At 55.1% G+C, this 18,695-nt stretch carries 16 protein-coding genes and 7 pseudogenes; 13 read left to right on the top strand and 10 right to left on the bottom strand.

The window, feature by feature from the left end:
• Positions 1-277 precede the first annotated feature (277 nt).
• Complete coding sequence (locus tag RA167_RS13460) at positions 278-769, top strand: ribonuclease (RefSeq protein WP_422393167.1); 492 nt, start codon at positions 278-280, stop codon at positions 767-769.
• Positions 770-784: 15 nt separating this feature from the next.
• Positions 785-1,252: a gamma-glutamylcyclotransferase family protein gene (locus RA167_RS13465; protein ID WP_076788077.1), complete on the top strand. Its 468-nt coding sequence runs from the start codon at positions 785-787 to the stop codon at positions 1,250-1,252.
• 559 nt (positions 1,253-1,811) lie between these two features.
• Here the strand turns inward: RA167_RS13465 and RA167_RS13470 are convergent.
• The 3 genes and pseudogenes from RA167_RS13470 to RA167_RS13480 all read right to left on the bottom strand — a co-directional run.
• Positions 1,812-2,834, bottom strand: a complete 1,023-nt coding sequence (locus tag RA167_RS13470; protein ID WP_076788079.1) for a site-specific integrase — start codon at positions 2,832-2,834, stop codon at positions 1,812-1,814.
• 1,019 nt (positions 2,835-3,853) lie between these two features.
• Positions 3,854-4,057, bottom strand: coding sequence for a hypothetical protein (locus RA167_RS13475; RefSeq protein WP_139337186.1), 204 nt, complete (start codon positions 4,055-4,057; stop codon positions 3,854-3,856).
• Positions 4,058-4,898: 841 nt separating this feature from the next.
• A pseudogene (locus tag RA167_RS13480) lies at positions 4,899-5,009 on the bottom strand (transposase domain-containing protein); the annotation flags it as partial.
• 262 nt (positions 5,010-5,271) lie between these two features.
• Here RA167_RS13480 and RA167_RS13485 point away from each other — a divergent pair.
• Both RA167_RS13485 and RA167_RS13490 read left to right on the top strand, forming a co-directional pair.
• Positions 5,272-6,324, top strand: coding sequence for a methyltransferase (locus RA167_RS13485; protein WP_083706123.1), 1,053 nt, complete (start codon positions 5,272-5,274; stop codon positions 6,322-6,324).
• Between the two features lie 396 nt (positions 6,325-6,720).
• Positions 6,721-6,894 (top strand): annotated as a pseudogene (locus RA167_RS13490) (integrase core domain-containing protein); the annotation flags it as partial.
• Here the strand turns inward: RA167_RS13490 and RA167_RS13495 are convergent.
• Positions 6,884-7,474: pseudogene (locus RA167_RS13495) on the bottom strand (helix-turn-helix domain-containing protein). The pseudogenes RA167_RS13490 and RA167_RS13495 overlap by 11 nt on opposite strands.
• 141 nt (positions 7,475-7,615) lie before the next feature.
• Between RA167_RS13495 and RA167_RS13500 the strand changes: the two are divergent.
• Positions 7,616-7,791 (top strand): annotated as a pseudogene (locus RA167_RS13500) (integrase core domain-containing protein); the annotation flags it as partial.
• Positions 7,792-7,941: 150 nt separating this feature from the next.
• Here RA167_RS13500 and RA167_RS13505 read toward each other — a convergent pair.
• Positions 7,942-8,907: an alpha/beta fold hydrolase gene (locus RA167_RS13505; protein ID WP_076788081.1), complete on the bottom strand. Its 966-nt coding sequence runs from the start codon at positions 8,905-8,907 to the stop codon at positions 7,942-7,944.
• 77 nt (positions 8,908-8,984) lie between these two features.
• On the opposite strand from RA167_RS13505, the gene RA167_RS13510 reads away from it, so the two are divergent.
• Positions 8,985-9,602 (top strand): TetR/AcrR family transcriptional regulator, encoded by a 618-nt coding sequence (locus tag RA167_RS13510; protein WP_076788082.1) that lies wholly within the window; start codon positions 8,985-8,987, stop codon positions 9,600-9,602.
• Between the two features lie 193 nt (positions 9,603-9,795).
• On the opposite strand, the pseudogene RA167_RS13515 reads toward RA167_RS13510, so the two are convergent.
• Positions 9,796-10,690, bottom strand: a pseudogene (locus RA167_RS13515) (IS30 family transposase); the annotation flags it as partial.
• Positions 10,668-10,868: pseudogene (locus tag RA167_RS13520) on the bottom strand (transposase); the annotation flags it as partial. The pseudogenes RA167_RS13520 and RA167_RS13515, both read right to left, overlap by 23 nt.
• A 151-nt stretch (positions 10,869-11,019) precedes the next feature.
• Between RA167_RS13520 and RA167_RS13525 the strand changes: the two are divergent.
• Complete coding sequence (locus RA167_RS13525; protein ID WP_237574280.1) at positions 11,020-11,424, top strand: pyridoxal-dependent decarboxylase; 405 nt, start codon at positions 11,020-11,022, stop codon at positions 11,422-11,424.
• Here RA167_RS13525 and RA167_RS13530 read toward each other — a convergent pair.
• From RA167_RS13530 to RA167_RS13540, 3 genes and pseudogenes are all read right to left on the bottom strand, one after another.
• A complete protein-coding gene (locus tag RA167_RS13530; RefSeq protein WP_076788087.1) occupies positions 11,402-11,812 on the bottom strand; it encodes a type II toxin-antitoxin system VapC family toxin in 411 nt (136 codons plus the stop codon). The genes RA167_RS13525 and RA167_RS13530 overlap by 23 nt on opposite strands.
• A complete protein-coding gene (locus tag RA167_RS13535; protein ID WP_076788632.1) occupies positions 11,809-12,060 on the bottom strand; it encodes a FitA-like ribbon-helix-helix domain-containing protein in 252 nt (83 codons plus the stop codon). Before RA167_RS13535 ends, RA167_RS13530 begins: the two co-directional genes overlap by 4 nt.
• A 440-nt stretch (positions 12,061-12,500) precedes the next feature.
• Positions 12,501-12,728 (bottom strand): annotated as a pseudogene (locus tag RA167_RS13540) (tyrosine-type recombinase/integrase); the annotation flags it as partial.
• A 58-nt stretch (positions 12,729-12,786) separates the two neighbouring features.
• On the opposite strand from RA167_RS13540, the gene RA167_RS13545 reads away from it, so the two are divergent.
• The 6 genes from RA167_RS13545 (at position 12,787) to RA167_RS13575 (ending at position 18,543) form a co-directional block, all read left to right on the top strand.
• On the top strand, positions 12,787-13,215 hold the full coding sequence (locus RA167_RS13545) for a putative toxin-antitoxin system toxin component, PIN family (protein ID WP_076788088.1): 429 nt from the start codon (positions 12,787-12,789) through the stop codon (positions 13,213-13,215).
• Positions 13,212-13,463 carry a pilus assembly protein HicB gene (locus RA167_RS13550; RefSeq protein ID WP_076788090.1) on the top strand — a complete coding sequence of 84 codons (252 nt, stop codon included), beginning with the start codon at positions 13,212-13,214 and terminating at the stop codon, positions 13,461-13,463. Before RA167_RS13545 ends, RA167_RS13550 begins: the two co-directional genes overlap by 4 nt.
• Positions 13,464-15,196: 1,733 nt before the next feature.
• The gene (locus RA167_RS13560) at positions 15,197-15,679 is read left to right on the top strand and encodes a glycoside hydrolase family 108 protein (protein ID WP_076788097.1); all 483 of its coding nucleotides are present in this window, start codon (positions 15,197-15,199) and stop codon (positions 15,677-15,679) included.
• Positions 15,680-15,681: 2 nt separating this feature from the next.
• On the top strand, positions 15,682-16,356 hold the full coding sequence (locus RA167_RS13565; RefSeq protein ID WP_076788099.1) for a hypothetical protein: 675 nt from the start codon (positions 15,682-15,684) through the stop codon (positions 16,354-16,356).
• Between the two features lie 168 nt (positions 16,357-16,524).
• On the top strand, positions 16,525-16,920 hold the full coding sequence (locus RA167_RS13570; RefSeq protein WP_139337190.1) for a hypothetical protein: 396 nt from the start codon (positions 16,525-16,527) through the stop codon (positions 16,918-16,920).
• Between the two features lie 231 nt (positions 16,921-17,151).
• Positions 17,152-18,543, top strand: coding sequence for a S8 family peptidase (locus RA167_RS13575; protein ID WP_217697112.1), 1,392 nt, complete (start codon positions 17,152-17,154; stop codon positions 18,541-18,543).
• The last annotated feature ends 152 nt before the right edge of the window (positions 18,544-18,695 follow it).

The raw sequence follows: 18,695 nt of genomic DNA on the forward strand, positions 1-18,695 counted from the left end.
AGTGAAATAATGGCGCAGTTTCGCAGCAATTTGGCTCGTTGATAAGCGGTGTCATGATAGTGGCTGGGTGCCGCGTATAGCATACGCGGACACGCACCGGTACTGGTCGGCCGATTCATGCGTTGAGCAGCCGTTTTTTAGCTTCATCCGCCTGGATGCCTTCACTGTCACGGCACGCGCACTATGCTAGGGGGCGAGCGGCCCGGCCGTGCACCCGTGCTGGTGAAAGCCCATGGCGTGCAAGCGGCATCGGGCCGCTCTTGTTCCAGGAGATACGATGACAACGTTCGCCACCCCGGATCTGTGCGACGCCCATGAGGACAGCTTGGCTACCGGCATGCTGCATGTGCTGGCGTCGGTCTTCCGCGCCTTCGGGCGGGCGAGCACGTTCGCCGGGCCGGCATCAACGCTGAAGGTGTTCGAAGACAACACGCTGGTACGCGCGGCGCTGGAGGAAAAGGCGAGGGGCGGGGGCTGGTGGTCGGCGGCGGCAGCGTGCGTTGCGCGCTCGTCGGCGGCAACCTCGGCATGCTCGCCGAGAAACATGGCTGGGCTGGCATCCTTGTCTACGGCACGGTGCGGGACACACGCGAGTTGGACGCATGCGAAGTCGGCATTCGCGCGTTCGCGGTGCACTCACAGCGCAGCCAAAAATCGGGGCATCAGCGAATGGGACGTTGCCGTCGCGTTCCCTAGTGTCACGATCCGGCGGGGAGAGATCTGCAGGGAGGCGGATGGCGTCCTCATCTCCACCACGAAGCTAACTTGAGCGAGAGAGACCATTATGCTGAACGTCTTTGTCTACGGAACACTGCGTGAAAACGAGGCCAACGATATTGGCCGTGCCGCCCAACGAAGCGGCACCGCGCAGCCGCGCTGGCTTGGCCGAGGCAGCGTGAAGGGCACGCTGTACGACCTTGGCGCGTATCCGGGCTTGGTACCCGATACAGCAGCGGCCGGTGAGGTCTACGGCGACGTGTTCGAGATCGACGAGACGCTATTACCGGTGTTGGATAAGATCGAGGAGGTATTTCCGCACCATCCGCGCGAGTTTCAGCGCAGCCTGATTCAGGTTCAGCTCAACGGTAGGCTGTTGCCGTGCCAGTTCTATCCTGTCGATGCCGCTTCGACGGTAGGGCGCACGCCCATCGAATGCGGCGACTGGGTTGTCCACCGCCGGATGCGCGATCACGGTGCTCAACCGGGCGAGGCTGACATTGCGCTGTCCAAGGTGGCCGAAAACGCGGCGTAACCGCAAGTCGTGCATGCCGGGCGGTACCGGCCGCCCTGCCACCATCCATCCGTTTCGGGCGACAGCAGATGCGTCGGGTGGCGCACGAACGGACTGCACACTGGAGCACCAGGCTTCAAAATCAATCGCGTGGCTTACGACGAATTGGTGCGCGAGAGCGCCATGCACCGTAACCGGCGAACGCGGCGGCGTTCCGCATCAAGGGATGCGGCCTCGCTGATGTGAGGATTGACGTATCCGAGGTATTGTAGATTGGAGGACGAAGATATCCACGTCCTTACTCATACGGTGACCCTATCGCAGCATGAGGAGCATGCCCTGCTGAACGTCCAGAACGGATTTGCCGTGTCATGCTTTCGAATGTCTCTTATCTTATGCGGCTGCAATATGGGGGTGACTTTATAAGCGTGCGCTAAGCCGTCGCCCCCTTGGTGCGCGCGGCGCCACGGGGGAGTTAGCGGCTTTTTCGCCCGTTGACGATCTGCTGTGTAACGTCCCCTTCGGTTTCGGCCCGCTCGGCTCGCCGCAGTGCTTACTGCAGTGCGAGGCTGCACTTCTCTTAATCGAAAACCTGCAAAAATGGGGTAACCATAGATTTAGTTTCAAACTGATTTTTTCGTGCCCACTTCTGCCATGCCTTTTTAAGACGCTCGGCGGTGATTAGCTCCACGCCGAGCACTTCGCTGACCGCCAGCGTAGTCTGTCCAGCCTCAAATAGCGCCGCGATGTAACTATTGCGCAGCGTCTGGGGACTGGTGCGCGCCTGCCGCGTGGCCGACAGGCGGCAGGCGCGCACGATCGCCTCGGTGGCGCGCAGTGCGGTGACCGCGTGCATCGGGCGTCCATCCCGTGCGCCGGGAAAGACCCATGGACTGTTCACACCACTGGCGTGCCGTTCGACTAACCAGTGCGCCAGCGCCGACTGCGCAAACGGCTCGGGCCGAGGTTGATGCGAAAAGCGTGAGCCTGGCGTGGTGATATGCATGAGCCGATCTGGCCCAATATTAATGCAGTTAACAGTCAGTTTAATTGCTTGTGAAACCTTCAACCCAGCGCCCAGAAACGTCGCGACTAACGCGCGGTCCCGTAAACTATGCCAGCGCGCGTAATACGTGTCTGCCACCGGAGATAAGAGCGTGTCGATGATGTGCTGCCTTTCCTGCGGTGAGAGAAAATCGGTGTCCTGGTTACCTTTAACACGCTTCCATGTAGCTTGGCTGTCGCGCAATGCGCCGACAGCAGGATTGATACTGGCCTGTTGCCGTGTGCACGCGTTGATATCGACGAACACGCGTTCAATCAGTTTGCGGTAGCGCAAGCGTTGGTCGCGGTTTTCGTGATGCAAGCTGGCTAGAAAAGTGTTGATTGTGTCGGATGTTGCTGCGCTTAAAGGGAGGTGGCGCGCGTTAAGGTAGCGTACAAACGCGCGCCATTGAGCCAGATAGACCTTGGCCGTAGAAGGCTGCAAAGTGGAGCCGGTACGCCGTCCGGGTTGCCTGGCTAGCCATGCTTCAAACGATTGGATCGGCGCGCGGTCCCAGTCGGTGCGCTGTTGGGCGGCAAACAAATCAGCTTTGGTCATGGTAGGTAGGGGGGCATAAAGATGACTGTTAACTGCGCAATTAGAATGCCGCAACCACACCCACCTTGCAACAGATCAGCACGTCGCACACGAGGTAAAGCTCAATGCCGCACAGTTTGTGGAGCAGGCCAAGACGCAAACCACATTTAAAACGGCCAATCTGTCTTGTTCTGTAAGAAAAAAGTTCGGAATGAGTGCCCACTCGGACGAAAACCACTAAGCCATGCTGCCTGTCTGGCGACAATTACTTTTGCCGGTGTTGGGCGGCTGAACTGTTGAGGTTGCGGCCGTCGCTATTATGCGGCTCCTTGCGGAGCCAGCATGAAAAAAGACGGAGAGATCAAATTGTTGGGGGAAGAACGGCGCAAAGGAGCGAGCCAGAAGCTGGCGGCAGCGCTCGGAGAACTTGGATCTTTACCACGGCACGGCACATGTTCTTACTCTGCCGCGCTTAAGCGGGCGCAATCAGCGGCAACAACGTCAACGTGCGGTAGCCGCGTAGCGTGTGGTGCCAGCGCACCGAGAATTGTCCGGCGCATGTGAAAAAGCTTACCGGTAAGACAGCTGCGCCGCGAGTACTGTGGCGATCTTTTGCAGCGGTTTTGGTTTCATCATCGTGACGCGCTCACAGTCGATCAAATGCACGTTGGTGTTTCCAGTCACATGAGTTCGCCATGTCTCGAATTGTGTTCCGAAGTCGATTCCAGTTCATATACTGTCCGCGCACGAAAAAATTCTTCTCTTGTCAGTGACCTGTTTATCGACGCCCCCCTATATACAACTTCCTTCAATCGATCCCATGCTGAACTTTCAAAGTCCACATTCATTAAAATAGACTCACCGCCGTCTGTGGTATTTTTTACACAGTAGAATGCCGCTAGCTGCATACCCGTGAATCTGGCGCCTTCCGAGTGTGGCTGTATAAATTGGTAATCGTGTCGTTTGTTGATAGTTATAAAATATTGGTTAGCCCGTTCGCGATGCCTGAGAAAATCTGCGAAGCCAGCCTGTATTTTCAACTAGTCAAAGATGTTTAACCGCTTGGCTACGTGAAAGATAATCAAGTCCGCATCTTCCGGACGCACTTCCCTCAGCAGCACCACGGAGTCATTTTGCAGCTCATTGCAGACGAAGTCGATAGAACGCGAAATGGGTTCATGCGGCATCATGCTTACTCTTGAAGGATCTTCGCTGACAGAACGCTTAGTTGAAACCTTATCCATTGATGCCTCCCAATTCAGTAGTTCTCTAATCATGAAAATTAATCCGTCGGGGATAGCCTCGAGTCGCAAACGACAGACTACCGTATCCCGCCCAACCAGTGCATGACCCACGTTCCGGGGTACAGACGCGCCACCAAGCTGAGGGGCGCAACATTTTCGTCTCTCCCGCTTTATCGCCAGCTTTTACTGAAGGACGTCGCGTATCGACGACTGTTCGTCGGCAGCGTAGCAATTCGGTGAGTACTCAGACGAGCGCATCACGCCGGAGAATACTGACGTTGCTTTCCAAGCCGCTTTCAGCCAACGGTCGAGCGAAATACGCTTGATACAGACAGCAAACTTCTCTTTCCATGGTTTTAGCCTCATCCATGCAAAATGGCAAGCGGGTATCATGTACCGCACCGACGCTTGCGGTCCGTGTAAAGATATTGACCGTTACGCAACACCACCACTACTGCGAGCCTTGAAACGCGTTGCTGATTGGCATCTGACTTCGGCTGCTCAATGCCGGCCGGCATAGAAAAATTGTTCTGCTTTCGCGAGCTGCTATCGTTTTGTTGCAGTTAGAGAAAAAAGAATAATTCTTCTACCAAAGCTTGGACTATAATTTTGCAAAAATCAAGTGAACTATACGTAGTAAAAATCCGTCATTGAAACGCGTTTGTCACCATTCCCTTGCCTCGGCGCAATTCTTTTTGCTTTTCCGAATTTAATCTACCAGATTGTGCCACCGCAAAACCACAGCGTTAGGCGTAAGTACAAATGTCATTTACATCCCGCTGCTGGCGCGCTACGCTGTAAGCATCCTGCGAAGGCATTCCAGGGCGTAAATCGCCATCAATCAAGCTCCGGTGGACACCCAGCGATGCGGTAGAAGCGCGGCGATGTCGTCGGCTCGATGGGCGGGCAGTCGATTGAGCACCTCTTTGAGATAGACGTACGGGCCATGACCAATGTTGGGAAACCGAGGCTCATTATATTGACTGTAATCACGGAGATATGGAATCGGCCGGCACAGGCTACGTCAATTGGGTGTCTTTTGCGGCAGAGGTTGAATTTATTACAGAGATATGGCTATCCCTTAAAAATGGGGGGCGGCTCGCGGTTGATTTGATGTCGTTTGTCCATACTAATGATGCCTTGACCTGGATTGGAACGAGTCTGTAAGCTATTTTTATGGTTAAAAGTATAGACGTCGTAAAAAGGATTGCATAATGAGCCAGCCTAATTTTTATGAAGCCATGTCAAGCACAAAACTTTCGCCTGAGCAACAAATTCTTTTACTTAAAATGGGCTTTTGGAAAAGCCGAGCACTTGCGGTAGCAACTGAGATGGGTTTGCCGGATATCCTGGCGGAAAAACCTTTATCTGTAGACGATCTTGCCAGTCGGACCGCGATGAACGCTTCCGCGCTGTTTCGTCTCTTGCGCGCATTGGAAAGCATCGGGGTTTTCAGCCAACCTGAGCCGCGGGTCTTCGCCAATACGCCGATAAGTCAGTGCTTGCGCGAAGGTGTTCCCAAATCACAGCGGCCTGTGGTTCTATCTAGTCTTTCCAAAGGTAATGGTCTTTTCGATGGATGGGACGAGCTCGGTTACGCTATGAAAACCGGAACTCCGTCTCTCAATAAACTTTACGGCCACGATTTTTGGGAGCTGTGCAAGCGTGAACCAAAAGTCAATGCGCTCTTTAACGAGATGATGCGCTCGCTTACCCATGACATGACGCCTGCTATCACTTCCGCCTACGAGTGGGATCGGTTCTCCCTGATCGCCGACATAGGCGGTGGTATCGGTACGCAACTTATCTCGATTCTTGACGCTTTTCCATGCTGTAGAGGTATTCTCTTCGATCAACCACACGTGCTGGCAGAAGCCAGCCCGCATGATCGCATTGAAAATGTAGAGGGCAATTTCTTCGAACATGTACCGAAGGGCGCGGATGCTTACTTGCTACGATGGATTCTCCACGATTGGGCTGAACCGGAGGTAGCAACCATTCTCAAAGTTTTACATCAAGCATTGAAACCAACAGCGAGCCTCATCCTCGCTGAGTGTGTTATTTCTGACGGACCCGAGTTCAGTTTCGGTAAGTGGCTCGACTTGCAAATGTTAGTTTCTTTCGGAGGGCGCGAGAGAACAGAGTCAGAATACCAGACTTTGCTTTTAGCATCAGGATTCGAACTACAAGAAGTGGTTCCTACCACTTCCCCGCTGAGCCTGATTATTGCAACGCCTAAAAAAACTCTAACAAAACGAGTTGTGTAAGCAAAGACTTTGTCAATGTCATGGTCTAATTTCTTTGGATATGTCGATAGGAGGACAATCTTGGCTCTTCCACACTTTGTGTGAAACTGCAGGTGGCAATAGTGGTCAAGCGCGATATCGCATCACTCGGATAATCGGTGTGGATTTCTCTTCCTTCAACGCCTGTTGCCCGCTCTCGTTATACGTATTGTCGGACTTGCAATTACCCACAACCCGAGAGAGTAAGGTTCATAGCCAAGCTGGATGTCGGCCAGACGTCGGATGCTACGCCGCATGACGATATTGCTAGGAGGTGGACCGCCGGTACGAGCCAGATAACCACCAAGTCTGGCTAACTTCGTCGCATTACCCAATAATGGTGGGGCTTGAGCCGTGCTTGGTGTATCCGCAAACGCCGCCTTTATGCCAAAATCGGATGCGGCGACGGCCATGCTCAATATCGCCATTGCGTTTGAGCATTACAACGAGAAGCATCCCCATAGCGCGCTGAAATATCGCTCACCACGCGAGTTTCGACGCACAGTGGATTCGTCAAACTGTGCGATTCACGGACATCGTTTCACTTTTTAGAGGGCTGTTTTCGTGGCGTGTTGGAACTTGCCTCTCCTATCGGCGCCACGAGTTCTAACACGCGCCGGTGATGTGTAGCAAGGGTCTTGTCAAGCCGCCATTCGCGGTGTTGGACGCGCTCTTTCAGTTCGTTGTAGGCACCAGCTACCTCTTGCGCGAGAGGTGTCAGTTCGCCCAGTTCTGCGATGCGATCGACGGGCGTTTTGCCACCGAGTGATCCGTGCGGGCGGCGCCAGTTATAGTCGAGGTGCCACTGTTCAATTTGCTCCTCGATCGCGCCTTCGGTCAGTTCTCTTTGCTCATGCAATCACAGCTCATTCTGGGTCCGCCGCGCGCCTTTGTGCTCGGCACGCAGTCGGAGGATCGTTGCTCGATCGCTCTCAGAAACCTTCTGGTTTGGACTTCGGTGTGGACGGCGGCTTTGGGATTGGAGACCTGCTTCGCCGGCTTGCTGATAGCGGCGTAGCCATTTGCGAAGTGTCGGTCGAGAGATGCCACACCGCGCACACACGGGGCCGGCAACGCCGGCCTCGTGATACATGTGCACCCAACGTAATCGCGCGGCGATCTCTCGGTCCATCGCCTCATTTTAGTTGAAACGATGTTCGTGAATCGCACACAACGCACGCTTCGCGAAGCCACCGAAGAGCGATTTCGATACGCACCGGCTGCTCCGTTCTGGCGAGAGTCTTGATTGGTTGCCCACGTGGCGCGAGCGGCGGACAATGGCATGGCAAAAAGCTTCGTGAAGACGATGAAGCACGACTAAGCTGCGTTCATGCCGAAGCCTGACACGGTGAACGCTATTCGCAATCTGGTCGTTTGTTTGAGCATTACAACGAAAAGCACCCACACAGCGCGCTGAAATACCGTTCGTCGCACGCGTTTCGACGTAGACGCCTCCATGCCGCCGATGACGCCGGCAAAGCGAACGCCGCCGGCATCGGGAAGCTTGAAAAGAACGGTGGCGTCGCGCTAGACCCGGCACTATCGGCTGCTCAAGGATTGGCAGGATTGTGCTGTCGATTCAGGTTCACGGTGGTCTTCTCAACCATAGTTGGCTGCCGTCACGAATCCCGCAAGTTCTTGTCCGTAGCGCACCGGCTCCTCGTAAAAGGGGCTATGTCCGCTCTCGTAGAAAAGCGACAGGCGGCTGTTCGCGTGAATCGACTTGATCCGTTCCGACATCGCCATGCGGACGAGCCGGTCATGGACGCCGTGCGTCAGCAAAATCGGGCCAGAATAGGCTTTAAAGACGGACTCGAAATTAGGCGTCTCCGTCTTGATAAAGCCCTCGTTCACGGCCCGTGCCGTCATGCCGTTGACGACCAGCATGCGCTGCATGTCCACCTTTGTCGGCAGCCGGTGGAAGCAGGCAGCGAGGAAGTCGGCCGTGGCCGCGGTTCGTGTGGCGAGATCGTGAGAGGTGGTGGTGTTGGTGAATGCTGCTGCCTCTTCGGTGAGAAGCTCCGGTGACAGGTTGGTGACGGCGTCAACCAGGTTGATGCCGGCAATTGCACCGCCGCCATATTTGCGCAGGTACGCACCGACCACGAAGCCGCCGAGCGACCAGCCCACCAGCACCGGTCGGCGAAGCTTGGCGCCGGCAATAACGGCGGCGACGTCATCCGCCCATCGATCGGCTTCGGAATAGGCTTGGAGCGAAATCGGCTTGTCGGAATCACCATGGCCGCGCAGATCGAAGCCGACCATGCGGAAGTGCGTTAGCGCAGGATCGGCGAACTGCTTCTCCCAACTCAGGCGACTCTGACGCAGGCCGTGAATGAACAGGATTTCAGGCGCTTGGCTGTCGCCCTGCGCCTCGCCCCTCAGCATCACGCCATCGGCGGAGCGGACGACGAACGGCTCGCGCGCAGGTACAGCCCTATCCGGAAAGGCACCCGGTTTGTTGGCGAATGCGCTGGTCCCTTGAGGTGTCGCATAGGCGACTTTGGCGGCCAGGGCGGTGAGGCCGGCCATGCCGGCGAGGAAGGTACGTCTTGAATGGTTCATGAGAATCACTCCATGTTGTTTAGTGATCGATAATTTACTCGCTTGACTTTTTTTGTCAAGGGTTGTTTAGTGTCGCTATGGAACGAGACTCAAAATCGCGCGGCGGGCGGCCTTGGAGCTTCGACCGGGGAAAGGCGATCGACACCGCGATGCGGCTGTTCTGGCGGCACGGCTATGAGGGGGTATCGATCGGCGATCTTACGAAGGAGATTGGGATTGCGCCTCCCAGCCTGTATGCTGCCTTCGGCAGCAAGGCTGAGCTTTATCGGGAAGCTGTTAGCCACTACGAGGCGACGTTCGGGGGCCTCGATGTGGCGTCCATCAACTCGGCAACGTCGCTGGCGGAGGCGGTGCGAGTATTGCTTGAGGGAGCCGTGAGAGCCGTCACCAATCCTCACCTTGAACGAGGCTGCTTGATCTCAAGCGGCATGATCGCGTGTCACCCGGCGCATGTCTCGCTCGCCCGCGACGCGGCCGCGCGGCGTGATGCCATGCGCGAACGGATTGCGCAAGCGCTCCAGCCCTTTGCGGGGGCGCACGAGGTTCAGCGTTTGGCGCGCTATCTGTCGGCCGTCATGCAGGGCATTTCGATCCAAGCACGCGACGGTAGCAACCCGACGCAGCTGCAAGAGATCATTGAAGAAGTGGTAGCGGGTGTCGCAGCACGGCTTTCTGAAGATGGGCAACTATATTGATGGTGCTCGAGGTGCAGCCAAGCCCGGAATCGGCAGAACCAAGCTGGATTTTGACGCGCCGCAACGAAAGCACATACTCAGCGCTTTTCTGGCCAATGTATGGCCGTGCCGGCTTCCAACTGCTTCGTACACGCGTGTTGAATCAGTGCTGACTTGTGACGTGAAACTTCACACAAAGTGGGGAAGGGCAGGTTCAACTGATGGATGCAACACCAATGCTGGCGTTTAGTTTATCTGCTGGCGTCGCGAATCCCAACATTTTTCTCGGACGTTGATTCAACTGCATGGCGATTTTGTTCAATTCTGCCTGCGAGTAGCCCGCAAGGTTAGTGCCTCGCGGGAAGTACTAGCGCAGAAGGCCGTTGGTGTTCTCATTCGTGCCGCGCTGCCATGGACTTTGAGGATCGCAGAAGTAGACCTGAACATTAGTTGTCACCGTGAATTTCTTGTGTTGAGCGAGCTCCATGCCCCGATCCCAGGTGATTGATCGGCGCAGTCCGATAGGTAGCTTGCGAACTTGCTTGCTTAACGCTAAAACGACGCTTTCCGTGTCTTTTCCGTTCACTTTTATGAGCATAGTGAAGCGTGAATGACGCTCTACTAAAGTTGCGATATGTGTATTGTTCGAGCCGCTGAACAAGTCGCCTTCCCAATGGCCGGGAACGGCTCTGTCCTGTGCTTGCGCAGGCCGTTCACGGATCGATACCGCATCGATGACTTGTCCACGCGGCTGTCTCTTCGCGCAAGCTTTTTTGAACGACGCATCATGCGGCGCGTACGCAGATGCTTCATCAGTTCCGCTTTCAGTACGCCACGGGCTTGGATGAAGAGACTACGATAGATCGTTTCGTGCGAAATCTGCATAGATGCACAGAGTAACTCAGCTTTAACCAGCCAGCGATCTGCTCTGGTGCCCATCTTTGTTGCAGCTTCCGGGCAACCCATTGTCCAAGCTTGGCGTTGACGGCCAAGCGGCATAGTTTAGGCCGCCTCGCCAGCTCCCAGGCCCTCGCATCCGCTAACGCCGCCCTGTACTGACTCAAGCCGCCATGGCGAGCAACTTCCTTGCTGATCTGGCGTGATCGCCTTGCCTTGCGGCGTGATGCCCTGACGTTCCTGCTGAAGCTGGTGCACCCAGCGACGCAGTACCGTCTCGCCAACGCCCACCGAACGGCTCGCCTCCATATGGCTATAGCCCTGCTCGAGCACCAGACAGGCGGCTTGCTGTTTGAATTCCGGGGAAAACGTACGTCGCTGCTTCTTCATCAGACACCTCTTCATGGCGAGCATTCTCGCCTAGATCAGTGTCCGGTTTCATTAGACCACTACAGTGTCGTGTCGCTAGCACAGGAGCGCCTGCGACACACTTGAACGTGTCCACCTATTTTTTGAACCGGCCCCCTAAAACCTGTTTTTGGTGCCGGCTGCCATTCGTAAGGTGCTTACCAGACAGCCGACGTGGACGGCCGAGATCCGCCAGCACACCAACTATATCGTGCGCGAGGGTTCGAAAGACCTCAACTGTCACATGCTTGAGGGATCGCGCGGCGCGGCGTTGGTGATGCTGTACACAAATTTGCGTTTGCTCGGATGTCGGGGGGACGCACGATGGGTCGATCTGAGTATCGACAATGCGCAATATTTCGCGTCGCTGATCGAACGCCAGCGGGATTTTGAGCTTGTCATCGCACCGCAGCTATGCGTCCTGCCCTATCGTTACGAGCCGGGCATCATCAACCTGATGGTAAAGCCGGCCAACATCGAACCGCTACCCCGAATGTGCGGTATTACCAGTTCCCTCATGCCCTCCACGGGTCAATAATGGGGATACCGCAATCAACAAAATCCTTAGTATTGTGCGTCGCCAGCGTCGCCCCTTGTGACCGTGTGATGGCCGCGATCATCGCATCAAACTGGCTGATGGGTATGCCTGCGCTTTTGCGTGACGCGGCAATTTGTGCGTACATGTCTGCTGCACGACTGTCGAAGCTTAAAAGCCTGCCCGCAAAATCTTCGTCAAAGATTGCGTTAATGGCTGATGCCTTGCGAGCATCGTGTGCCAGCAGCCGCACACCGTAAAAAATTTCCGCTTTCGTGACCGTCGTGGTGAAAAGCGAGACGCGACGCTGCTCAGCTAGCCAGGTCATCACTTTTGCGTTGGGCACCGGTCGCAGCGTTTCGGATAAAACGTTGGTGTCTAGGATAATCATGCGTTCCAATCCACCGGTTTCCGAATCGCTTCACGCGCCGGTAACTCCAGTTCAACGCCGCCAATGGATTGTAGACGGCTCCGGATAGCTTGCGCCAAGTTTTGCTGGGAGCTGGCCGATTCAGTGAAAAGCGCCGCCCGTAGAATATCCCTGGCTTCTTCCTCCATGGAGCGACCGTGCTGCGCCGCCTGTACCCGCAAACGCATCTTAAGCCCTTCATCGAGGTTGCGAATGGTCATGCTTGCCATGTTAGCCTCCGTCATCATTGATGGCATTTTAATCATTGATTGCATATTTGGCAATCAGCGTTATGCGTACTCATGCGCTACGTTAGCCGTTGATTCGGTGCTTGGCTTGGTCTTTCGATGACGCCAGCTGTCGTTGCTGTGCAGGTGGCAATCCGCGGCGGTTAGCGACGCGTGGTCCAGATGATCGCGCCCGCGGCGCAGGTCGAATTGTTCGTCCACCATGTGCGAGCTTGAACGCTGACGCGGCGCGGATTATGCTGGTGCGCGGGAAACTCAACATCATGGCTGTAACGTCAGAAAGCTGGACTGATACGCCGTGTGCAAGTGATGTGCGACCGAGGTGTTCGCTTGACCGAGCGAAGCACTTAGGCAGACCAGTCTGCGATGGGTCACCTGGGCGGTTTGCGCTCAGTTAGAGAGACAAACGCTGGCTGGGCCCATTAGCGCTGTGGCTCTCGAGCAGGGGGCTCGACCGGATCTTTGTCGCTCCAGTTCATCCGATGGCCGCGCACCGTCTGGCGGTGCCGCGTGTCCTCTTCCTCATGTAAGTACACGCTCGTAGTGGTCAGCGACACATGCCCGAGGTTATCGCGCACCGTGCGCAGATCGAGGCCGGCGTCGGCCTGATGCGAGCCGGCCGTATGCCGCAGCCAATGCGCCGACGCGCGGGCCTTGGAACGACCAGCGGCATGTCCTCGGCCGTCAAGATATGATATCTTATAAGATATGCAGCCAAGAATCGTTTTGGATACGTCAGTGATCGCTACCGCATTGCGCAGCGCTTGCGGGGCAGGCAATGCCCTATTGCGACTCGTCGCGCAGCAAAAGGTGTTGCCTCTCGTCACCCCCGCTCTGTTTCTCGAATATGAGGATGTGTTGAAACGGCCCGAGCAACGCCTGGTGACAGGATTGGACATGGAAGCCATAGACCGCTTCCTGGCTGCGTTGGCCAGTGCTTGTGAGCCTGTCGAGATTCAGTTCCAGTGGCGCCCGCAGCTTCGGGACGCAAGCGATGAAATGGTTTTAGAGACTGCGATCAATGGTCGAGCCCATACGCTTGTGACCTATAACGTCCGGGATTTTTTACCTGCGGCTGGCCGGTTTGGTCTGCGTGTTGCACGCCCTGGCGAATTACTGAAGGAGATACGTTCATGAGTAAAACCTCTTATCCACTTAAGCTTCCCGCTTCAGTGAAATCGGCTGCGCAGCAACTCGCGCGTGAAGATGGGGTGTCATTGAATCAGTGGATTGCCGTCGCGGTTGCGGAAAAGATTGGCGCAGTTGAAACAGCCGCTGCTTTCCTCAGGCGCCGGGCCGGCCATGCGCAACCAGCAGACTTATTGCCTTTTCTGGACAAGGCGGGTACCGAGACGCCACCCGCTGGCGACGAAATGTCCGTTTAAGCATGCTCTGGACAGTATGACAGAAGAAGCGCTCGTACAGGTTTGCGAAGCTCCTCAAGGTGATGACGGAATAGATTGAACCAGCCCCCTGAACCCTTTTTTAGTGCCGGCTGCCGCTCCTGGTGAGCCGCGATTTTGCTAAGGACAAGGGGGTGCTGGCAATCAGCGCTGTGGCTGCCGAGCAGGGGGCTTGACCGGCTCCGTGTCGCCCCAGTTTTCCGATGGCCGCGCACCGTCTCCCGGTGCCGCGTGTCTTCTTCGTGCAAGTACAGGCTCGTCGTGGTCAGCGACACGCGCTCAAGGTTATCGCACACCGTGCGCACATCAAGGCCGGCGTCGGTCTGATGCGAGCTGGCCGTATGCCGCGCCAATGTGCTAAGGCGCGCCCCCGCTCGTCGGTCCGATCGGCGAATGCTGGCCCGCGTGCGCAGCCATGATCATGACCCCCGGCACACTAAAAATCTGACAGGCTCGGCACGGCGCGTGGTACGGCCTGAAATGGCGCGGCTCGCAATGACTTTCGAGCTCTGCTTGGCTTTCCAAGTTCCGCGTTCGCTCTGTCGTGTGCTTCCAAAGCCGTGCCGGAGGCGCCTAATCAGACCGACGTGAGGTGGCCCCGAACGCAGCGTCGAGAAACTACTCGAGCGCACGGTACTGTCTTGCCGTGTCCCCCTTCGTATAGATTGTTGTAAACGTTGAACTGACGTGTCTTAGCTCCGCGTGCACGCTCCCAAATCGCCGCCCGCGTTCAGCAGCACGGTTCGCATGCGTATGGCGTAGCAGTAGACGCCCTGTGGGCTGGCCGCTGCTCCCGGATAGGCGTGCTCGAATCGCCGAGGGCCTGCGCAAAGAGCTTCTTGTGCAGTAGGACCAGCGCATCTGAAGCGAGGAAGGGGTCTATTCTCAAGTGGCCGACGAGCGGGGTATCGTTCGGCGCCGTTTCATGCGTGTAGGGCGCCGGCTGCGGCTGCTGCGAGTCGTCCGGTGCTGCCATTAACCGAGGCGGCATGTGTACGGGCCGTGCATAACATGCCGCCGGCAAACATTTGTCCAGTGCCTTACGCAGTTCGCTTGGCGCTCAGTGGCGCCGCGGGTGTGCGCCTAGCGCAGTGGCTGGGCATTTCGATCAGCGGCGAAACGGTTGCGCGTTGACTCAAACGCAACGGCCAGAAGCACGTCGCGATGGCATCGCCGTTTACCATTATTGGCGTTGATAACTGGGCGTTTGGATGCGGTCATCGCTATGGCACCCTACTGGTCAATCTGGAGATATGCCGGCCATCGGATTTGCTGCCAGAACGCAATGCAACGACGGTGGCGAGTTGGCTAAACGGCCACCGAGCAGTCCAGTTGGTGTCACGTGACCGCGCTGCCGTCTATGTAATGATCCGGCACAACACGGCTTAGCACTTGACATCGAAGTTGAGTGTTATAGATTGAAGTTAAGGCTTCGTTTTCTGAAGGGTGCATCCGATACAGCCAAGCTTCATGCCGGTGCCACGCGATTACATATTGTTGGTCTATCAGCATGTGCTTAGTATTATTTTAGTAGTTAATGTTGTACATCGCAGCGTTGATTGGATTGTGTGTTGCGTAGCCCCATAAATCGGAGCAACTAGTCAATTTCGTAAGTACTGCAAACAAGTTTAAGGACCGACGGGCGTACTTTTCCTATCGTGCTATGTGAATCGTTTCATGTGTCAGATGAATGAACATTTCCTTAGTGGCCCAGCATGAGCACTTTTGATGACGCTTTTGAGCAGCTCATTGGCAATGAAGGGGGTTACTCCAATCACCCTCAAGATCCTGGCGGTGAAACCATGTGGGGTATCACTCGGCAGGTGGCGCTCGCGTGGGGCTATACCAGTCCAATGCAGCATTTGCCGCGTGAGACAGCCAAGCACATTGCCAAGGCGCTTTATTGGGATCCACTACACTGCGACAGCTATGATGCGCGTATCGCGTTTCAAGCCTTGGATGCCAATTACAACGGTGGCCCTGTTATTGTTTGGATGCAGCAGGCCAGCGGTGCGCTCGCCGATGGCAAACTCGGACCCAAGACGATCGCCGCAGTGCAAGCGGTCGACCCAGAGCTCTTTATTATGCGTTTTTTGGCCGCTCGCCTTGCTTATTTAACCGCGTTGCAAACGTGGCCTAGCTTTGGGCGCGGCTGGGCAAGGCGAATCGCCACTAATTTGAGGATAGCCGGAGCTTAATCATGTTACCGATTGTTCTTGCTCTTGCGCAGTTTGCGCCGCAAATCGCCCAATGGATTGGGGGTAGCCGAGCTGAACAGGTTGCGCAGAAAGTGGCCATCATAGCCCAAACGGTCACGGACACCAGCACACCAGAACAGGCGCTGGAAGCAATCCAAGCCAACCCCGAACTTGCTTACCGGTTTCAGGAATCGATCATAGACAGCCAAGTCGAATTGCAGCGCATCGCCGCTGAATTGGAGAAGGCACACATCACCGCCAACATCGAAACGGCGAAAGTGAATGCAGCCGACCGTGCCAATGCTCGACAGGTGGCACTAACTGAACAAGACCGCACCTCGTGTAACCTCGCCTATCTATATACGGGCGCCCTGTTTTTGGTAATTGGCGCGCACTTCTGGCTGTTGTCTTCCCGCGTACCGATTGAACCGCTTGCCTTTGGCGTGCTCGGCAATATCGAGGGTGTACTCATTTCAATGGTCTTGGGTGCAAAGGAATTCTTCCTCGGCTCGTCTTCAACGGCAAAAAAGCAGGCCGCAGTGATTACTGGCTTCGCGACCGATCCGGACGTTTATGCCACAACTCAAGCGCCAAATCCTATGGTGGCACCTGCTGAGACAGCATTGCCACCATTAGATGAAGGTAAACCCGGAAAAGTTTTTAATATTTATGGTTAACAAGCACATTTTCATAAAACGTATAATAACAGCCGCGTCGTTGGCAGTTTCCGTTGTCTCGGCAACGCTTGTTTCGACAAGTTTACGGGTGGCAAACCTTTAAACTTGATGTTGTAGTATATCTTTTACTTTGTTCCCTATCGTGGCTTGATAAACTAGGAGAGAACGATGATTGCAAAATTGTGGGCATCCGTGATCTTTTTAACCATTTTTCCTGTTTCTGCCTTCGCTGAGGCACAAGAAATAGTAGCTCAGTGTAAAACAGAAGGAACTGAAGCCAGCGGTGCTAGACATGCCTGCGACTCACAGGTGAATCGAATTACTTCTCCTAATGGATATGTTTTTGCGGAGAAATCCTTAAAAGGTGAGTTAATAGAAAAGAATGGTTCTGAATACAATTGCCGTGTTGGATGGGCGGATTACGTTGATGTCGTTCCAGGTATCACTCAGCCTAGAACCATTACTTTACAGGCACACGCAAGAAGCCCTAAAGGTCATAGTTCCGGTCGTGGATGGGCAACATGTAAATACACCGTCGATATGGTCAAATTGCCTGAACAATAATAAATGAGTTAAGTATTTAGACCGGCGTGGCAGTACTTGCTGCGCGTGTTGAAAAGGTCCATAGCCACGACTTTTGTTGCTGGCTGTAAGATATTTTTTGCTACCAAACAGTAATTTTGAGTGTGTGTGGCTGTAAGGAAGTTTTGACTTAAGTGCTGTATGCATGATAGTGAAAATTTTTCTTTGCTCTGTTGTTTTTAGTTAACTATGGCTTCTTCCGAGGAGGTCGAAATGAACACTGTTGAAATAGTTGTAATGTTTAATTCGCCGCAAGCGGCGCACGGCTTGCTTCCCAGCTTCGCATCCAATGATGAAGACCTTACGTCCTTCGCCAATCAGCTTAGGCCTTTATTTCCCCATGTGCAGTCCAATTTGCTACCGTCGTCGGCGCCGTCGCCGGAGGTCGCGTCGATATTGAACGAAATGCGTCGCTACTACGTTGCGCAAGTTCCTAATACGATGGCGGATAGCATCGTGCGGCAAATGTCTTCAAATCCCAGTGTAGAGTCCGTTTATTACAAGCCGGCGGCGGAAAACCCCCTAGCTCCGGGCGGGGAGCGGCCATCAAGCGCCAACATGGAAGCCGCCTCCATCCCCGACTTTTCATCCAAACAGGGCTACCTTGAAAACGCCCCTGGTGGTATTGACGCCAAATATGCATGGAGCCTTCCAGGTGGAGAGGGGAACGGGGTGACGATTGTGGATGTGGAAGGAGGCTGGAGACTGTCGCATCTTGATCTGGCTATGTTGAACGGCGGCCTGATTGGCGGAATACCCTATCCGGAGGTAGATTGGCGTAACCATGGTACCGCTGTGCTCGGAGAAATGGGAAGCGACAAGAATGGTTTTGGAGTCACGGGTATATCTTTCGGTGCTGTGGTCAGCGCAGTGTCCCATGGCGATATCGGTTCAGCAAAAGCAATCCAGCTGGCTGCCCAAAGGTTGAATGCCGGCGACATCATCCTGTTGGAGATGCACCGGCCCGGCCCTCGAAATGGATTTCAATCCGATCCTTATCAAAGAGGATATATCGGAGTGGAGTGGTGGCCGGATGACCTACTCGCGATTCAGTTTGCAACAATGAAAGGCATCATTGTGGTTGAAGCAGCTGGCAATGGAGCAGAAGATCTTGACGATCCATTATACGATGATCCCGGCCCTGGATTTCCGGCGGGTTGGAAAAATCCATTTCGCGACCCTACAATCTCGGGTGCGATCATGGTTGGTGCCGGAGCGCCGCCGTCAGGGACGTATGGACCGGACCGCAGCCGGCTCAATTTTTCAAATTTTGGGCAGCGGGTCGATTGTCAAGGCTGGGGTAGAGGTGTCGTGACCACTGGATACGGCGATCTGTTCCATCTTTTAGGCATGCCTAATGACGAAGACAATTGGTATACTAGTACGTTTAGTGGCACATCGAGTGCATCCCCGATTGTCGCTGGCGCAATTGCATGTTTGCAAGGCATCGCCAAACGCAATGGTGAACCATTATCCTCATCAAGTTTGCGTACTGCTCTGCGTGCGACGGGGTCACCCCAAGTTCCTGACGAAACCGAACGGATAGGCAATCGGCCGGATCTGCGTCAACTCATTGACTATTTGATGCCTCATGCAACGACCTGACCGTACCCTAAGCCGGCTAAGCCCTTGGTGTGCGGGGCTATGTGGACGGGTGATTTTTTCCGTTCGTTGACGAGACCTTACGCGAAGTGCCTTCGGCTCCGGCGTGCTCGGCCCACCGAGATGCGAGCTCGGGCTTGGGTGAGGCTACTGCT

Origin of the sequence: Mycetohabitans endofungorum (assembly GCF_037477895.1) — a bacterium.
Classification (GTDB): domain Bacteria; phylum Pseudomonadota; class Gammaproteobacteria; order Burkholderiales; family Burkholderiaceae; genus Mycetohabitans.